The 16,651-nt window shown below is 49.7% G+C and carries 15 protein-coding genes; 5 read left to right on the forward strand and 10 right to left on the reverse strand.

Features of this window, described 5'->3' with window-relative positions; all coding sequences use genetic code 11:
• Window positions 1-4: 4 nt before the first annotated feature.
• Genes WBJ53_RS07510 through WBJ53_RS07550 form a run of 9 tightly spaced genes read right to left on the reverse strand, consistent with a single transcriptional unit; the run spans window position 5 to window position 9,725 of the window.
• The gene (locus WBJ53_RS07510) at window positions 5-553 is read right to left on the reverse strand and encodes a serine acetyltransferase (protein WP_338875453.1); all 549 of its coding nucleotides are present in this window, start codon (window positions 551-553) and stop codon (window positions 5-7) included.
• Window positions 554-583: 30 nt separating this feature from the next.
• Complete coding sequence (locus WBJ53_RS07515) at window positions 584-1,354, reverse strand: glycosyltransferase family 2 protein (protein WP_338875454.1); 771 nt, start codon at window positions 1,352-1,354, stop codon at window positions 584-586.
• Window positions 1,351-2,742, reverse strand: a complete 1,392-nt coding sequence (locus WBJ53_RS07520) for a hypothetical protein (RefSeq protein ID WP_338875455.1) — start codon at window positions 2,740-2,742, stop codon at window positions 1,351-1,353. The genes WBJ53_RS07515 and WBJ53_RS07520 overlap by 4 nt, the downstream gene beginning before the upstream one ends.
• 12 nt (window positions 2,743-2,754) lie before the next feature.
• Window positions 2,755-3,405, reverse strand: coding sequence for an acyltransferase (locus WBJ53_RS07525; RefSeq protein ID WP_338875456.1), 651 nt, complete (start codon window positions 3,403-3,405; stop codon window positions 2,755-2,757).
• Window positions 3,402-4,409 carry a glycosyltransferase gene (locus WBJ53_RS07530; RefSeq protein ID WP_338875457.1) on the reverse strand — a complete coding sequence of 336 codons (1,008 nt, stop codon included), beginning with the start codon at window positions 4,407-4,409 and terminating at the stop codon, window positions 3,402-3,404. The genes WBJ53_RS07525 and WBJ53_RS07530 overlap by 4 nt, the downstream gene beginning before the upstream one ends.
• Window positions 4,410-4,445: 36 nt before the next feature.
• Complete coding sequence (locus WBJ53_RS07535; protein WP_338875458.1) at window positions 4,446-5,774, reverse strand: flippase; 1,329 nt, start codon at window positions 5,772-5,774, stop codon at window positions 4,446-4,448.
• A gap of 9 nt (window positions 5,775-5,783) precedes the next feature.
• Window positions 5,784-6,470: a sugar transferase gene (locus tag WBJ53_RS07540; RefSeq protein WP_338875459.1), complete on the reverse strand. Its 687-nt coding sequence runs from the start codon at window positions 6,468-6,470 to the stop codon at window positions 5,784-5,786.
• A 41-nt stretch (window positions 6,471-6,511) separates the two neighbouring features.
• Window positions 6,512-8,863: a polysaccharide biosynthesis tyrosine autokinase gene (locus tag WBJ53_RS07545; RefSeq protein ID WP_338875460.1), complete on the reverse strand. Its 2,352-nt coding sequence runs from the start codon at window positions 8,861-8,863 to the stop codon at window positions 6,512-6,514.
• Window positions 8,864-8,897: 34 nt separating this feature from the next.
• Window positions 8,898-9,725 carry a polysaccharide biosynthesis/export family protein gene (locus tag WBJ53_RS07550; RefSeq protein ID WP_338875461.1) on the reverse strand — a complete coding sequence of 276 codons (828 nt, stop codon included), beginning with the start codon at window positions 9,723-9,725 and terminating at the stop codon, window positions 8,898-8,900.
• Between the two features lie 539 nt (window positions 9,726-10,264).
• Between WBJ53_RS07550 and WBJ53_RS07555 the strand changes: the two genes are divergently transcribed.
• From WBJ53_RS07555 to WBJ53_RS07575, 5 genes are all read left to right on the forward strand, one after another.
• Window positions 10,265-10,972: a hypothetical protein gene (locus tag WBJ53_RS07555; RefSeq protein WP_338875462.1), complete on the forward strand. Its 708-nt coding sequence runs from the start codon at window positions 10,265-10,267 to the stop codon at window positions 10,970-10,972.
• A 12-nt stretch (window positions 10,973-10,984) separates the two neighbouring features.
• Entirely contained in the window at window positions 10,985-12,604 is a 1,620-nt protein-coding gene (locus tag WBJ53_RS07560; RefSeq protein ID WP_338875463.1) for a hypothetical protein, read from the forward strand.
• Window positions 12,605-12,787: 183 nt separating this feature from the next.
• On the forward strand, window positions 12,788-13,801 hold the full coding sequence (locus WBJ53_RS07565; protein WP_338875464.1) for a dipeptide epimerase: 1,014 nt from the start codon (window positions 12,788-12,790) through the stop codon (window positions 13,799-13,801).
• An 87-nt stretch (window positions 13,802-13,888) separates the two neighbouring features.
• Window positions 13,889-14,950 (forward strand): aminotransferase class I/II-fold pyridoxal phosphate-dependent enzyme, encoded by a 1,062-nt coding sequence (locus WBJ53_RS07570; protein ID WP_338875465.1) that lies wholly within the window; start codon window positions 13,889-13,891, stop codon window positions 14,948-14,950.
• A gap of 84 nt (window positions 14,951-15,034) precedes the next feature.
• A complete protein-coding gene (locus tag WBJ53_RS07575; RefSeq protein WP_338875466.1) occupies window positions 15,035-15,484 on the forward strand; it encodes a hypothetical protein in 450 nt (149 codons plus the stop codon).
• A gap of 310 nt (window positions 15,485-15,794) precedes the next feature.
• Here the strand turns inward: WBJ53_RS07575 and WBJ53_RS07580 are convergent, their stop codons facing one another.
• Window positions 15,795-16,631 (reverse strand): TIM barrel protein, encoded by an 837-nt coding sequence (locus tag WBJ53_RS07580; protein ID WP_338875467.1) that lies wholly within the window; start codon window positions 16,629-16,631, stop codon window positions 15,795-15,797.
• Between the last annotated feature and the right edge of the window lie 20 nt (window positions 16,632-16,651).

A 16,651-nucleotide genomic window follows, 5' to 3' on the forward strand; every position in this document is an offset into this window, starting at 1 on the left:
AAGCTTATTCTACCGTGTTGACAATGTAATCGAGCGTAGCTTCTTTGTTGGGAATCACTTTGGCGGGACTGCCGATAACGATACAATCGGCTGGTACATCGAAATTGACGAACGTGTTTGGCGCAATCAATACATTGTCGCCAATGGTGATTTTACCAACAATGACCGCGCCCGTACCGATCCAGACTTTGTTGCCTATGGTTGGGCAACCCTTACGAACCCCCCGGTTTGTCTGACCAATGGTTACGTTATGGGCGATGTAGCAATTGTCGCCGATAACAGCCTGCTTATTAATCACGATCGGCCCGAAATGATGAATTACCAACCCTTTTCCAACCTTCGTGTTGTGGTTGATCTGAAACCCGAACTTGAAGGTGTAGTGGTAATAAAACAGGCGGTAAATGATACCGGGAAGGCTGTATTTACCGTGCCGCCCCACTTTCCGGAAAAAGTAGGTGTAGCGAAACCCCGGCGTGAGCAGGCATTTCATAAACGCCTTCAGGCCCGTTTCGCCCGTGTATCGATAGAGATCCGCTTTAATGGTTGCGTCCATGATTTATGTACGGTAGGAGCGACTGTTCACTTACAACAAACTGGCTTTAACCAGGCTCTTGAAGGCCCGGTAACGCGTTTTGATGAGCGCCTGCGAATAAGGTTCGGCACCGTGTCGGCGCAAAACCCGACCAATGTCGCGCATAAACAGATGGCCGCCCGTGCTGGTTTTGGTGGCTTCCCAGCGCCGGTAGCAGGCTGCCGATTTATCGGAATAGTAATAAATGGGACCATGATTGAGCAGCCGTAGCCATAAATCCAGATCCATGCAGTAGTGGATCGTTTCGTCGACGTAGTTGACCGCCCGAATCAGCTCGGTTGGGTAAAACGAGCCCGGCTGCATTACATCATAATTTTTGTTCAGCAGATGCGCTTTGTTGGGTATGGCGACCTGACGGGTTTCGATAAAATTGCCCTGCCCGTCGATCCAGTCGACCCGGCTCCCGTAGTAAATAGAACCGCCCGGATGTTGCTGGTAGAGCGTTACTATTCGTTCAACGCAGTCGGGATAGAGCAGGTCGTCGGAGTTGATCCAGCCCACGAGTTCACCCGTTGCCGCCCGAAACCCTTTGTTAATGGCATCCGACTGGCCACGGTCTTTTTCATGAATAACAACATCAATTTTGTTGCAGTACTTATCGACAATGGCCATTGTGTTGTCGGTTGAGTTGCCATCGACGATGATGTATTCAATGTTCGGGTAGGTTTGATTCAGCACCGACCGGATGGTTGCTTCGATAAACTGCCCCTGATTGTACGATGGCGTAACAACAGAGACTTTGGGCATAGCAGGCGCGGTCATATCGGTAAGGTTTCTAGTTGTGAGTAGCTTGTTGACGGTATAGACGAGCGGAGCATGGGTGGCTGATCGCCTGCTGTTTTGGCGGCTTTTGTTGTCAGAACGGCAATGAACAACACCAGTACCCGGAACGGAATCAGAATCATTTCAACCCCAAGCATCGACGCCAGCAGTGCCTCTGTAACCCACAAAAGCCCGGCAACGCTGTACATAGTGGCCCGGTTTTTATAGAAATGACGGATTAGCATCACCAATACAGTTGTGTAGAAGATTGCTCCCACAATACCTACCTGTAGCATCAGCATCGACCATGGAATATCGCCGGTTTCAATTTGGGCCACCCGGTCGTATCGCTCCTGAAAAATGCCGACCTGAAACGGGAGTTTATTAGCCTGTTTGGTGTCTTCGCCCAGCAAGCCAATGCCAAACAGCCAGCCTGCCGGTAAGGTGGTGATATACTGGAACCGTTCGAGCAGGTGCGCCAGGCGGAACGTAAGTGTGTTGTCGCTGTAGTCCATCTGACTGAGTACCATCGGGCCCGACAATGTGCGGCCTAAATCCGTAAATGCCTCATCGATCCGATACCGTACCACATCGACCAGCGAAGCCAGGTAGGCCACCACCCCAATGGCGCCCAGATACATTGTCCGTTTGTTGCGTTGCGCAATCAGAACATACAGCACAATCACGAAGAAAAGCGTGATGATGTAAGAGCGGTGCATGGGAGCTACCACCGTCAGGAGTAGAATGGTAATAACACCGGCCTGCATCCATTTCGACTGAAACTGGTGCACAAACAGATAATAGAAGAAGATCGGGGTCAGGTAAACGGGTGTATTGTAGAACCGGGTGAAATTGAAGCCTTCGATGTCGTGTGTAATGGCTTCACTACCTGCAGCCTGAGCCGCCAGCAGCGATTCTTTCAGCGGAATCTGGATCAGGAAAATAACACACAACCCAACCGTAATGGCAGCGATGGTGCGCAGCACCTGAATCAGGACCTGCGTAGGAACCATAAAAAAGACCCCGAAGCTGAGCAGGAACAGATTGGCCCGCAGAACCTTGATGACCCCGCCGAAGCTATAGTCCAGCACCACGCAGCTATAAAAAGCATCGATGAGCACAAAACCGAAATAGGCTGCAACCCATTTGAAAATAGGTTGCTTTTTGATGACGTGCAGCACAATATCGAAGCGATACAGCAGCAGAACGATGATATACAGCAGGGCTAAGTCGGTCAGCTTATCGATAGGCGAAGCCGCCAGCAAAATCGACGAAGGAATCACCTGAAAACCGTTGGCTATCAGTCCAAAAAATATGAGCAGCGAATAATAGTACTGCTTGTAAAGGAATTGATAAATGGCCAACCCAGTTAATGCAAGTCCAAGCATAACACGTTCGGTTTAAAGTGAGTACACGGGTTGAATGGCTTCGACCGGTAGAACCGCCGATACATTCCGGATAAAACGGGCTGGGTTGCCAGCCCAGATCTGATCGGCCGGAATGCTGCGCGTCACCACCGATCCGGCCCCTATAATGGCGCGCTCGCCAATGGTTACGCCTTTCAGCACAATGGAGTTGGCCCCGATAAAGGCATCGGCCCCAATCTGAATGCTTGCTTTCCGAAATCCTTCCAGTTGAATCCGGCGCAACTGATAGTCGAGCGGGTGAAAGTCGTTGTCCCACAGGCAGGTATTACCGCCCAGATTGCAATACGGTCCAATTGTGATGGAATCAGCTACGTTGATGGATGTTCCCGAAAACCCACAGTCGTGATCGATGTAGAGGCTGGCACCGTTGGCAACCGAAATGATCACGGGGTTATAGAGGCCGATGGCATTGTGTTTCGTTGCCGATCGGAACACAACATTATCGCCAATAACGACTTTGGCCCCTGGTGCTACTTTCCAGACCAGACGACCGTATAGCTGTATGTTTTTTCCAAGCGTTACGTTCGGATAAAACAGTTTAATACGTTGGTAGAACAGTGCATTTTGTATGGCCTGCCAACTGGTGCGAATCAGATTGAGTACCCGGCGAATCAACTGGATCATGGTCTGTTCAGAATAGCTTGTGGGGTCAGTGCTCTGTAATTCTCTTTTACCCGGAGCAAGTCCTGCATGGTAGATCCGAAATACTTTCGCTGCGAAACCATGGTTGTCAGCATGGTAGCATCCATCAGCAGAATAATGTATTTCTCCCGAATGGTTGTGGGAGCGGTCAGGCGACGCAGTGTGTAGTAAATCCGGCGCAGAAAATGATACGTCCAGCTTCGTTCGTTGGTCCGTTCGGCCAGGGCATAGTAGGGCTGGAGCACTCCGTTGCCTTTGCCAAACTGCCGAAACATCCGGGTGATATACGACCACTGAAGGCGACCTTCGGGCAGGTAATGCTCGAATTCCAGATAAGGGCTATACCACAGTTGATAACCCAGAATTTTGATCAGCGTCGTCAGTTCGCCATCGTCGCCAGCCGACAACGATTTGCCCGATCGGCCACTGAGCCGGGTCTGGAAGCCCGAATCCAGGACGCGCAGAATAACCGACCGACGGACAACCAGACCGGCCCCATAGAGAGTATTGCCAATGACCTGGCCTTCGGCGCGTCCTTGTGGGCCAAGTGCATAGCCGTGGACACAACCGTCGAAGAAGGTCGGTTTTTCGCCACCAAAAACGGGTGCACCCCTACCTCCGCAGGCCCCAATCAGGTCATTCGATTCCATGATCCGGTAGCTGTCGGTAATGTAGCTGTTGCAGAGCCAGTTGTCGTCGTCGCAGAAGATCAGGTATTCATACCGTGCTTCCCGAACGCCGGTCATGCGTGCATGGATGAGGCCCTGGTTGGGTTCGTTAACTACCCGAAGCGGAATATCGGTCAGATACGAATCCCACAATTGGTGAGCTGCCTGAGCCGTGTTATCGCTGGAGTTATTATCAACCAGAACAACTTCCCAGTTCAGATCGGTCGGTACACGCTGGTTGCGCAGATGCCCGAGTGTTTCTGGCAGCCGGCTAGCGCTGTTATAGCAGCAAATGACAACCGAAACGCCTTTTTTCATAGTGCTAAAAAATTACGAATGCCCGAATGGATAGACTTAGCCTTGCAGTAGCAGCGCCCGAAGGGCAATCTTGCCGCTGGGACGCAGTGGTTTATGGAAAAAACTGCTCAGCACAGTTACGTATATCTGCGTAATCAGCACAGCGACTGCCGCACCATAAGCCCCGTATCGTGGAATAAGCAGAAAGTTGAGGCCAATATTGATGACCGAACCAATGAGGGTGATGCGCAGAAACAGATGCGAGAGATTGAGCGTATACACATAAGCATTGCGCGCAACTCCAATAGCAACAAACAGCAGGGTGATAATGAGCAACAGACTCACATCGGCGCTGGCTTCGAAGCGGTTTCCGAGAAAAAACACGATGAATGGTTTGATAAACAGCACAAACCCCGCAATCAGCACATAGGCTACACCAATCATAATCCGATGTACGTGCGCCAGCGTTTTCAGGAAATCTTCCTGACTGTTCTGATGCGCCTTCACAATTTTTGGCAGAAACGACGACTGGATGATGACCGGAATGAAATAAACTGCATCGACAAACCGGTTGGCGGTGGCATAGATACCGCTCTCAAAATCACCGGCCATGTCGCGAACCAGAATCTGATCGACCCGCATATAGAGCCAGATGGCCATGTTCGATACGGCCAGTGGCCAGCTATCGCGCAGGAGCAACCGGGCAAAATTGCGGTCGAAACGCAACCCGTTCACTAACTGCTCCTTAACGGCAAGGTAGAGCAGGCTTATGGCCGTAACCACACTTTCGGTCAGGGTAGCCAACCCATACAGAAACAGGTTTTTGGATAAGGTAGCTACCGTAATTTTGGCCGCGCTGGTCGATAAAGACCCCATGTTGGTTGCACCAACTGCCTTTTTCGATTGTAGCTGCGCATCGAAATAAAACGAGAAAACCGTGAGCGGCACCACCAGAATCGATACTCCCAGCAAGGCTACTAACTGATGCGAAAAATCGTCGCCAGGGCGTAGTAAATACACGACCCCAATAACAAGCACATAAGCAATCAGACTGAGTCCGGCCATAAGACCAGCGGCTGTTCCGACAATGATTTGTCGGTTGTCGTTGTTTTTGGCCAGTTCCCGAATAACAATTTCCCGCAGGCCAAAGCCTACTAAAGTTGTAAAGAAGGACGAAAGCGCGTAGCAATAGGTAAAGACTCCGTAGCGTTCGGGACCCAGTCGATTGATTGTGTAAATACCGACGGCAAAAATCAGGATATAGTTAATAAGCTTACCCTGAAGCAGCCAGCCGATATTTTTCAAAATCGTGGCGGTTTCCGCGTTGTTGATGTCCAGACGCTGGGCCAGACCATTTTTGACTTTTCGCTGGATGCTCTTAATCATAGGTTCGAATCAGTGCGCCTTTTCGTCGCCTTTAATCATTTTGTGAGCCGTCCAGAAACAGATTTTCAGATCCAGCGGTAAAGACTGTTTGCAGATGTAGAAGTGATCGTATTTCACCCGATGCTGCATATCGATAATTTTTGCGGTTTCGCCCCGGCAACCGCGCGACTGGGCCAGCCCCGTTATGCCGGGTTTTACGGCATAACGGCCCGGATACCCCGGTAAGGTTTTCCAGTGCTGGGCGTCGAGCTGAATGGGGTGAGGTCGCGGCCCCACAATACTCATATGGCCCAGCAGCACGTTGAACACCTGCGGCAACTCGTCGAGATTCGACTTACGCAGAAAACGACCAATGCGCGTTACCCGATGATCGTTTTTACTGGCTTGTCGAAACTGGGCATTGCGTTCGTACGACATGGTTCTGAACTTCAGACAGCGAAATGGCCGACCGTTTCGCCCGGTGCGCAATTGCATGAACAGGATAGGACCCGGCGACGTGATTCGGATCAATAAACCGATAATGGGAACCAGCCAGATAAGCAGGGTAATTGTAACCAGACTCGCAACAAGAATGTCGAACAGGCGTTTTCCCCATTTGTATCTGCGGCTTGATTTGATTGTAACATTCTTTCCCGCTGGTAACGATTCATTGATAATTGCCGGATCATTGAGTGACGACAAAGAAAGATCAAGCATATGAATGGGCAGGTTAGTAGTCTATAAAAAGAACTACGCCATTACCGGCGTTTACGGGCCGAGGCTTTCGCAATCTGTTTCGATTCCTCGTAGTAGCCACCATAATTGCTGTAGCCATAGCCGTAGCCATACTGATACGATTCGCCACCACCTACGGCATTGAGAATCAGGTTCAATCGCTGGAATCGATTTTCTTTATACAACGTGTCGATCATGCGCAGATAGGCCTTGGGCGTGTGTTCGTGGCGAACCATAAACATGGTTGCATCTACATGAGGGGCTATTAGCTGGGCATCGGTAACCAGCCCAACCGGGGGCGAGTCGACAATGATATAGGCGAATCGTTCGCGCAGTTCGCGGAATAACCGCTCAAGCGCGGGGCTGCTCAAAAGCTCGGCCGGGTTGGGCGGAATGGGCCCACAAGTGATGATGTTGTAGTTCGGGAACCCCGGAATTGGCTGCAAAACCTCGTCCAGCGTGGATTCCTGAATCAGGTAATTGCTAATACCAACATTGTTGGAAAGGCCAAGCACCGAATGAATTTTGGGCTTCCGGAGATCCATTTCCAGAATGACCGTTGGGCGGTCGACCAGTGCCAGGCTGGCTCCCAGGTTCAACGACAGAAAGGATTTGCCTTCGCCACTGATGCTGGAGGTGAACATAATAACCTGGCTATCGGTTGGGTTGCTGCGCAAAAACTGAAGGTTGGTGCGTAATGAGCGAATCTGTTCGGCAATAACCGACCGTTGGCCCGAAACCATAACCAGCGGATCGAGGTTGCGGCTGGCAACAATTTCGCCCAGAATCGGTACCTGCGAAATAGCTTCTACATCAGACCGGCGGTTTACCCGATTGTTGAGGGCATCGCGGGCACCCAGCACACCAATCGGCAGCAGTAGTCCCAAAGCGCCAAAGAGCATGAAAATGGTTCGCTGAACTGGTTTCACAGGGTCGGGCTCACTGCTTGGCGGATCGATGGTGCGGCTGTCGGCCACGGTCGATGCATAGGAGAGGGCCGTTTCTTCGCGCTTTTCGAGCAGGTATGTATAGAGGTTGTTTTTGATCAGCTGTTGCCGGGTAATATTGACCAGCGCCCGCTCCTTATGCGGAATTGTGCGAATTTGCCCTTCCAGTTCGCGGTTGGTGGCTTTCAGCTTCGACTGGGTGCTCATCAGAGTCTGCTTCACATTGGCAATATTATCGCTCAGGCTGGTTTTAGTGGTTTTGATCTGGCTATCGAGCGACTGGAAAATTGGGTTGTTGGGCGAGGTGGTTTTGCTCAGTTGCTCGCGTTGCAGCTCCAGTTCGGCCAGTTTGCCGACCAGACCCGTCAGTATGGGATCGTTGATCGAAACCATAGCCGGGGCCACTCCCCGTTCGCCCGATTTACTGTCGACATAGCGTTCGATGTCCTGAATGGCACCGAGCTGAATCGTGGTCTGGTTCAACTGGTTATCGTTTTCCTTAACCGTTTCCAGAAACACTTTGGCCTGCGAACTCAGGTCGGTAATGCCTTCTGCCGATTTATACGACTCCACGCCCTTCTCCACGGTCGAGAGTTCGCCTGAGATAAGCCGCAGGCGCTCTTCAATGAAGTTCAGCGTATTGGAGGCCGCCACGTTTTTGTCGACAATAGCCGCCTGGTTATACTCGCTGATGAGTTTGTCGAGTATGGCTTCACCTTTGTGCGGAACCGGATCTTCGAGTGTCATCTGCAACACCGTCGATGCCTTACTACTAGGTTCAATGGTCAGGTTTTTAAGGTAGTTGTTAACGGCCTGCCGTTTGGGTAACGCATGAACAATCAGTGGTTCGGAGCTAACCCGGAGTTGATGACGAGGAAAGATACGCAGGCGTCCGTAGGGTGTATTGATGCTCTGATTGACTGGATAATCAGTATCGTTGATCCGAACTTTACCGGGGCTTATGACGTATAGTTCCAGATCTGTTTCGTAGAGTGCCGGGTTGGCCTGTTCAACAATCAGGCGGATGGGCGCTTCGTCGAAAATCTCCCGTTTGATTGTTTTGGTTGGGCTAAAATACTGCACATCGAGGCCCAGGCTTTCGACAACCTTGCTCATTAGGGCCCGCGACCGCAGAATCTCCATCTCATTTTCAATGACCTTCTTTGGCGCAAAGATGTCCATCTCTTTAAGGATGTTTTCTTCGCTCAACCCCTTTTTATCGTCCTTTATCAGTAGGCTGGTTTGTATTTTGTAGATAGGGGTCTGGTATTGCAGATAAGCATAAGCACCCGCACCCGCTACAAGTAACGACAGCACAAACCATTTCCATTGCCGGGCATAACGCATAAACAGCAGCCGCAGGTTGGGCGTGTTTTCTATTTCGTACACCTGGTACGGAGAATAGGCATAGTTGTTCTGATTCGACATGATGATCCCTGTTTATTGGATAAAAGGACGTTGGTTAAAAGCGAGAGATAATAACGGCCAGAAATGAAAGCCCGCTCAGGAAAATAGGCAGGAGCTGATTGGTGCGGTCGGCAGTGGCAGCCCGTACCCGACCTGGTTCAACATAGACTACATCGTTAGGATGCAGGTAATAGTAGGGAGAGTTGAACAAATCCCGGCGCGTTAAATCGACTCGGGCAAAGGTGCGGTGACCGTTCTCTTCGCGAATGATAAGCACATTGGTCCGATGGCCATAAATTGTTATATCGCCTGCCAGGCTCAAGGCTTCCAGTAACGTGATTTGTTCGTTCGGGATCGTAAATAACGACGGGCGTGTTACTTCGCCCATAACCGAAATGCGAAAATTCTGATTGCGTATGTTAACCGTTGGTTCTTTTAAATACTCTTTGAGCGACTCGCGCAGTTGATCTTTTAGTTCGTTAACCGTTTTGCCTTTTACATTAACCTTACCCAGCACAGGAAGCTCAATCATCCCATTATTATCGACGAGGTAGCCACTAACTGGAGCTAGTGGAGTTGTGCTGGCCGTTGTATTGGCCGGTACCGTCCGTTCTGATACCGCAAAGGCGGTATAGGGGTTGAAAAAAGCCGATGCTTCGGGGTTTAGACTGTTAACCTGGACGGCCAGCACATCGCCAGGCTGAATGGTTGGCGTATAACGAGCGGCAACGGTCAGTGTATCTACTTTACCCGGCTCCTGCTGAAAATACGACAGTTGTTTGGTCGATACGCAACTAGTGAGAATCTGACTGCCAAGCATACAGCTTAACAGAATGTATTTCAGCGTATTGTTGCGCGCGATACCCATTAAATATGCCCTCATAAAGTTAACTTTTATGCACTGTCTGGAATTAGATTGAAAGCCCTGTGTGATTCGTTGAAAAAAGCTAGTTGTATCTGTATTCTGATTTGTGGTTCAGTTAGGTCATTACATATGAATGAGGATTATACTTATTGTTTGATTTGTGAAACTTAGACAAATTTAGTAAAATTTTTATTTACTAAAACAAGATAAAGTTAATTTAAGGTATGCTTTTGTAGTCAGATGGGGAATTCTGCTTTTTTGCTGCTTTTTGTCTAATATTTTGCGCGATTAGTGATAGGATAAGGGACATCGCTTCCAAAAAAGATAGCAAACGGTCCAGGTATGCGTTTCTGTTGTAGATAATTATTTGGTATAAATGCGTTATTTAGAAATAAAATATTGTAGCCCGATTTTTAGGCTAAACTGCCTGTTAACTTATCCAGATGCCATTTTTGGGGATTGATGCTGATTTTCTGGCTGTAAGTTTAATGTTTGATAATATATTATATGTTACCTTTATGATTGAAGGATAAATATTATTAAATTAAGTTGCTGAGATGAGGCAATGGGTTATATTGTCGTTACTACTTATATGGGCACAGGGGGGCTGGGCATTTCAGTCGATTCAGGATTCAATCAGACTAGTCAAGCCCGAACACAGCCTGTGTCTGCAGTCTGGAACAACAGGACTTACTATTTTTTATAACCATACCATAGGCTCTTCGCACCGACTGGTGATGCGGGGGGGAGTTAACTATTTAGCGTACCGAAAACGTATACGAATCAATACGGCCCCTGATTCGTATCTGCAGATAGATCCCGATTTTATTGTCAATATTGCTCAGGCTGGTTTGAAATGGTATCCGCTAAAGCGCCCGTCGTTTTTTGTGGCTGCGGGGCTGGGGTTTACCTGGCACCCCTATGTAGATTTTGTGCTAACCACAAACACCAATCTTAATCTGGGGGGACTCGAATTAACGCCCCAGGATGTTGGCATTGTTCGGTTAGGGTTTCGCTGGCATCCAGTAGTAGGGTATCTGGGTTGGGGATTTGGCCCCGTAAGCCCACGCAAACGGATTGGAGTTGGTTTCGAGATGGGGGTGTATTACCTCAGCCGTCCTCGGATAAAGCTCGATTATGAAGGGTTTCTTGAAACTACCAACATCGACGATCAGGTGCCCGTTGTTGAGCGCAACCTGTCGAATTATCGCTATCTGCCTGCTATCACTATTTCGTTTTCTTATACGCTTAAACGTTCTCGTTAGCACACCTAATTCATGAAATTTCGTATTTTCCTGTATTGTGCAGTTGCGTTACCAGGTATATTGGACGCCTGCCAGAACCCCCTTGATGGGGTTGAGCTAAAGGTGAAAGATCCTATTCCGAACGGCGTGGTTGAGCTACGTTTTTACGACCCGGCGGGCAATCCGTTGCCTACCGCCAATCAGGTTACAATTGCCGGCCCCGATGCTAAAGAGATTGTAACAACGCTCAATACGACCCGGTTTAAAATCAATACAGATGGCAATCTGCTGGTGGCACCCTCGCCATTGATCACATTGTCGAATCAGAATCCGGTACGCTTTACGGCCGTGGTTGCTGCCGACAATTACCTGACCGTGGTGCAGCCCGTTACCTTAACGACACCCAACCGAACAACGCGCTATATTCGGCGGATTAATTTGCTGAAACCACCCCGAACGCTGGCGGCAGCCCGCACAACTGGCCGCGCCAGTACCGATGGTAGTGTGCAGAAGCCTCTGGTTCAGTCGACTATACAACCAACAGTCGATGCCGATCGGGCTACCGTTACGATAGGAACCGGAACAAAGCTCATCGACCGCGATGGGCAACCCGTTGGTGGTAATCTGACCATGTCTGTGATTCATACAAATGCCCGCACCAGCGAAGCTACCAGTCAGGTGCCCGGTAGTGGTATTCTGTCGTATGTCAATACGCCGAATGGCGAAACGTTGGGTACGCTGCGCGTATCGTCTATTGCAGGTTCGCTCACGTTTGAGGTTTATAATGATGCCTACCAGTTGGCGAAGCAGTTATCGCAACCTGCTCAGTTATCGATGGATCTGAATCCGGCAACCATCAACAGCCAGGCGGGGCGGGTCATCCAGGCCGGAGATTCGATTCCCTTATATAGCTATGATGCCGTTACGAACCGCTGGCAGCAGGAAAAAGCTGGAATCATTAGCCTGAACAGCCAGACCGGCCGGTTGGAGTATCGGGCGGCAGCACCGTCTGTTGCGGCTTACGTTGCTACCTGGACCGAATCGGTCTGCGATGTAGGACCCGTTTTCAGAGTGGTAAGCAGTAAGCTTAACAATGTCGATGTCAATTATTTCTGCAAGCTGATCGATGCGGTTTCGGGTGCGCAGGTAGGTGCTTTTTATGCCAATGTCAACAATGGGTCGGTTATCCGAATCTATAATCAGACCAAAGGTCGTCGACTGAAATTACAGGTCTATGACCAGACCGACGCTTGGGGAAAGGGCACAAATGGAGGAATGGTAGCCGAATCGGTAGCTGCTGCTACCTGCAATGAAACCCAGATTCCGGTTAGTTTGAGTGCCTTGCCAGTGCCCCCCGTTATTAAGCTCGAATTTTACTTTTCGTGTCCGGCCGGTACAAAGCTGGATGAATCGTCGCTACCTGCCGAAATACGAACGCAGTACAGCGAAGCGGGTAAGGATCAATGGCACGATCTGATCATTGCCACCCGTACACAACGTTCGGTTTTTTCCTATAAACTGCAATTGGGGAAAACATACGATTTTCGGGCCAGTACTGATGGCGGAGCCTCGTGGCCCCTTCGACAGAATGCGTATGTGATCGATAAGCCCGAATGGGTATTAAAAATCAAGGCAGAGATGTATTGTAAGTAGCGAGTAGTTTGGAGAATCGATTTTGACGCTCGTCCTCCGCTCGTTCGCGATTGTATCGCGAACGAGCGGCCCAGGCCCTATGCCTAAAAGCATACATTTTTAGATTCCGTCCCGTAACTTTCGGGCAAATTAGGCGGATGGTCAGTGTGGCCAATCATCAACTCCCGTCTTTCCCGAAAATTCATGCAACTGCTTTTTCATCGCGTCGATTTACGTCTGAAACATACGTTTACCATTGCGCACGACAGTCGCGATGTACAGCCTACACTTATTGTCGAATTAACCGACGGAACCTACCGAGGCTTTGGGGAGGCCACGGCTACCCGCTACTATGGAATTACGATCGACGGTATGGTTTCGGCATTAACCGCCTTACGCGAGCGTATCGAGTCCTATGAGTTGACAAATCCCGAATTGTTCTGGTCCGATATGCAGCCGCATCTGGCGAAAAACCCGTTTGCGCTTTGTGCCCTCGATCAGGCAGCCTGGGATTTGTGGGCAAAAAAGCAGAAACAACCGCTCTATAAACTCTGGAACCTCGACCCGGAAAAATCGCCGTTAACCAACTACACAATTGGTTTGGATACACCCGAGCGTATGGTCGACAAGATGCTGGAATTGCCATGGCCATTGTATAAAATCAAGTTGGGCAGGCCAGAAACGGACCTTGCCATTGTGCGGGCACTCAGAAATCATACTGATTCGTTGTTTAGGGTCGATGCCAACTGCGGCTGGACGGTTGAAGATACTATTGTGAAATCGAGGGCGCTGGCCGAACTGAACGTAGAGTTTATCGAACAACCGTTACCGGCCGATAACTGGGAAGGGGCGAAAACAGTATATGAGCAAACGGCATTGCCAATCATTGCCGATGAAAGTTGTATTGTTGAAGGCGATGTTGATAAGTGCGCGGGCTATTTTCATGGCGTCAATATCAAACTAACTAAATGTGGTGGTCTTACGCCCGCCCGCCGGATGATTGCGCGTGCTCGTGAACTGGGCCTGCGTGTGATGGTTGGTTGTATGACCGAATCGAGCGTTGGGATTTCGGCCATTGCTCAGTTATTACCGCTGCTCGATTATGCCGACCTCGATGGCTCTTTATTGATTGCCAACGACCCGGCTACGGGTGTCACCTTCGATAATGGCCGGGTTATGTATGCCAGCGAAAACGGCACCGGCGCGTGTTTACTGTAGTTTAGCGTTGATGGTTGCTCCGCTTATCGGCATACATCCTTCGATGGCAGCGCAACCATCAACGCTAAACCCCGATTCTCCCAACGCATGACAGATAATTTTACCATCAATAGCCTTCCCGGTCGGACCATCGACCATAATGGGCAAGCGTACCTGTTTTTTAGTGGAACCGCTTATCTGGGACTACCGCAGCTTCCAGCTTTTCAACAATTGTTGATTGAGTCGATTGGTCGTTACGGAACCGTATTTGGCAGCTCCCGTAATGGTAATTTACGGCTTGGTGTTTATGAAGAGGCCGAAGCGAAACTGGCAGCCGTGGCAGGCTCCGAAAGTGCCCTTACACTGTCGTCGGGAATGATGGCCGGACAGGCCGTTGTGAACTGGTTACAGGTGCAGCAGGCTACATTCGTATATGGTCCCAAGGCACACCCGGCCATCTGGAGTGGTCCGGTAGCCGATGTTCCTACGTTGTCATTTGCCGAATGGACTACTCAGCTACCCGCTCAGATTCGTTCACTACCCGCCGGTCCGGTCGCTATTTTACTCAATTCGATTGAAGCTGTTCGGTCGGAGGCTTACGCATTCGACTGGGTCAACGAATTGCCTGATGATCGCCCTATAACGCTCGTTGTCGACGATTCGCATGGCCTGGGCGTATTGGCTAATGGACAAGGTATCTGGCCGAAAATTCCGCAGCGACCAGGCATAAATGTGGTTGTTACGGCGTCGATGGCAAAGGCAATGGGGTTGCCGGGTGGCGTTATTTTCAGCGATGCTGATACGATTGCGTCGGTGCGGAAAACAGCTTTTTTCGGTGCCTGCTCGCCCATGCCACCGGCTTATCTGGATGCATTCCTCCGAGCCGATCGCTATTATGACGAAGGCCGTGAGCGGCTGAAACAGAATGTGTTGTTGGCCGAAAAATTGCTGTTGCCAACCGGTTTGTTCAGCCATGTGAAAGGATATCCGGTGTTTTTTACGGAGCAGGACGATCTCTATCCATTTCTGCTGGAGAAAGACATTTTTATTTATTCATTTGCCTATCCAACAGCCGCCGATCGGTCAAATTCGCGTATTGTCATCAGTGCATTTCATGAGTTTTCGGATATTCAGACACTAGCCGAAAACGTATATAAGTACTGTTTTTAGCCTGCTACAGTAGCGCTGTTTTTTTTGATAGGAACTGCCACAAAAACCGCCCAGGCAACGTATTGGCTGGAAAACCTCTGGCTTATGAAAAAACGTTATGCCCTTTTTGTACTTCTGCCGCTGGCTTTTGCTGCCTGTAGTAAGAGCAACGATGTAACCCCCGATGCGGGAACACAGGTGGCAGGTACCTATACGATGACGAACATTCGCTATGATTCGGCAGGTATAAACGTATTCGACTATACACTGCCACTAAGCGATGGTACCAACACTCTCTCAGGAACCATTACGGCCCGGCGCGACTCCGCAGCAGTCGTTTATGTAACGGCTACCGTCAAACAAACTGGTTACTCCGATAGCAACAATACGTTTGGGCAATTAAAATTGCAGGGCAGCTCAGCCCCTTACGATCTGTATTATGGTACAACAAAAGTGGGTACCGCCGATGGCAAAACTATAACCATCGACTATACCTTCACCGACCAGGGTATTAGCTACCGACAGGTACTGAGCGGAGCGAAACCTACTAATTGATTGGGGAAGAGAAATGCTGTCTGGAGCAGTGAGAGGCTGTTCGGGCAGCATTTCACTGGCTAAAGAAGGAGCGTTGAGCTGCGTGACCTGCCCCGAAAGAGCGAAAAGTGGATAGATTATATCGGTCGAGCCTGCCTGGCAAAGTCAACCGATACCCCAGCACTGTCAGCAGTTTGTTTGATGGTGAGCGACATTTTTGCCAACCGATTCCTGACAAAACGCTCGGTAGCTTTCTCTACTACTCATCGTTTTCCTTTAGGTAATGTATACCTCTGTTATGTTTCCCACGGCCGTTTCCATCGTCTCGAAATCACTTCAACTTCTCCAGAAAAATCAGACTTTCGGGCACCTGCTCCATTGAGCGCGACGACTCATCTTCAATGAAATAGTGTTTAACCGCCGATTTTTTAGCCTGCTTCATTATGGCCGCAATACCTACATCGCCCTGTCCCAGCGTTACGTTCGATTCTACGTCCGAGTGGCCCGTGTTCGTATCGGGGGTGCCGGGTTTACGGTCTTTGAGGTGCATTAGCAAAAACCGTTTGGGATACTTCTGTAGCAACGCAACCGGATTATAGCCCGGCGCTTTTACCCAGAATACGTCCATCTCGAAATTGACATACTTCGGATTCAGGTTTTCGGCCATATAGTCGAAGAATGTGCCATTTTCGTAGGTCTGAAATTCATAACCGTGTGTATGATAGCAGAGCGTAATGCCATTGTCGGCCAGTAACTTTCCGGCTGTGTTGAACACATCAATGGCCTGGTCGGCATCCTGAATTCTGAACATATCGCCAGGGTGCGGAATCCAGGCACAGGTTACGTATTTGGCTCCTAAGGCTTTGGCTTCTGCCAGAATTTTAGGAACATTTGAGTCAAGATCTTCAAAGCTGGCTCCGGTGCTGATTGCTTTGATCCCATTCTGATCCAGCAATTTCCGAAAGTCGGTCAGACTCATGCCATAGGTTCCGGCAATTTCGGCTTCCCGAAACCCCATTTGTTTCACCTTCGCCATGGTGCCGGGCACATCTTTGGCAAACTGATCGCGAAAACTATAGAGCTGAATGCCTACCGGCGCTGGTTTCTGAGCCAGTACCGCAAAGCCCGATAACAGGCCAGCAAGTAAAAGATAAAGTTTCGTTTTCATAGGGTTTAGGGGTTGTGGTT

It is taken from the genome of Spirosoma sp. SC4-14 (assembly GCF_037201965.1).
Lineage (GTDB): Bacteria > Bacteroidota > Bacteroidia > Cytophagales > Spirosomataceae > Spirosoma.

Excerpts from the sequence above, each read along its gene's own strand:
- WBJ53_RS07510 (WP_338875453.1), bottom strand. The coding sequence starts at position 553 with ATGGACGCAACCATTAAAGCGGATCTCTATCGATACACGGGCGAAACG.
- WBJ53_RS07515 (WP_338875454.1), bottom strand. The coding sequence starts at position 1,354 with ATGACCGCGCCTGCTATGCCCAAAGTCTCTGTTGTTACGCCATCGTAC.
- WBJ53_RS07520 (WP_338875455.1), bottom strand. The coding sequence starts at position 2,742 with ATGCTTGGACTTGCATTAACTGGGTTGGCCATTTATCAATTCCTTTAC.
- WBJ53_RS07525 (WP_338875456.1), bottom strand. The coding sequence starts at position 3,405 with ATGATCCAGTTGATTCGCCGGGTACTCAATCTGATTCGCACCAGTTGG.
- WBJ53_RS07530 (WP_338875457.1), bottom strand. The coding sequence starts at position 4,409 with ATGAAAAAAGGCGTTTCGGTTGTCATTTGCTGCTATAACAGCGCTAGC.
- WBJ53_RS07535 (WP_338875458.1), bottom strand. The coding sequence starts at position 5,774 with ATGATTAAGAGCATCCAGCGAAAAGTCAAAAATGGTCTGGCCCAGCGT.
- WBJ53_RS07540 (WP_338875459.1), bottom strand. The coding sequence starts at position 6,470 with ATGCTTGATCTTTCTTTGTCGTCACTCAATGATCCGGCAATTATCAAT.
- WBJ53_RS07545 (WP_338875460.1), bottom strand. The coding sequence starts at position 8,863 with ATGTCGAATCAGAACAACTATGCCTATTCTCCGTACCAGGTGTACGAA.
- WBJ53_RS07550 (WP_338875461.1), bottom strand. The coding sequence starts at position 9,725 with ATGAGGGCATATTTAATGGGTATCGCGCGCAACAATACGCTGAAATAC.
- WBJ53_RS07555 (WP_338875462.1), top strand. The coding sequence starts at position 10,265 with ATGAGGCAATGGGTTATATTGTCGTTACTACTTATATGGGCACAGGGG.
- WBJ53_RS07560 (WP_338875463.1), top strand. The coding sequence starts at position 10,985 with ATGAAATTTCGTATTTTCCTGTATTGTGCAGTTGCGTTACCAGGTATA.
- WBJ53_RS07565 (WP_338875464.1), top strand. The coding sequence starts at position 12,788 with ATGCAACTGCTTTTTCATCGCGTCGATTTACGTCTGAAACATACGTTT.
- WBJ53_RS07570 (WP_338875465.1), top strand. The coding sequence starts at position 13,889 with ATGACAGATAATTTTACCATCAATAGCCTTCCCGGTCGGACCATCGAC.
- WBJ53_RS07575 (WP_338875466.1), top strand. The coding sequence starts at position 15,035 with ATGAAAAAACGTTATGCCCTTTTTGTACTTCTGCCGCTGGCTTTTGCT.
- WBJ53_RS07580 (WP_338875467.1), bottom strand. The coding sequence starts at position 16,631 with ATGAAAACGAAACTTTATCTTTTACTTGCTGGCCTGTTATCGGGCTTT.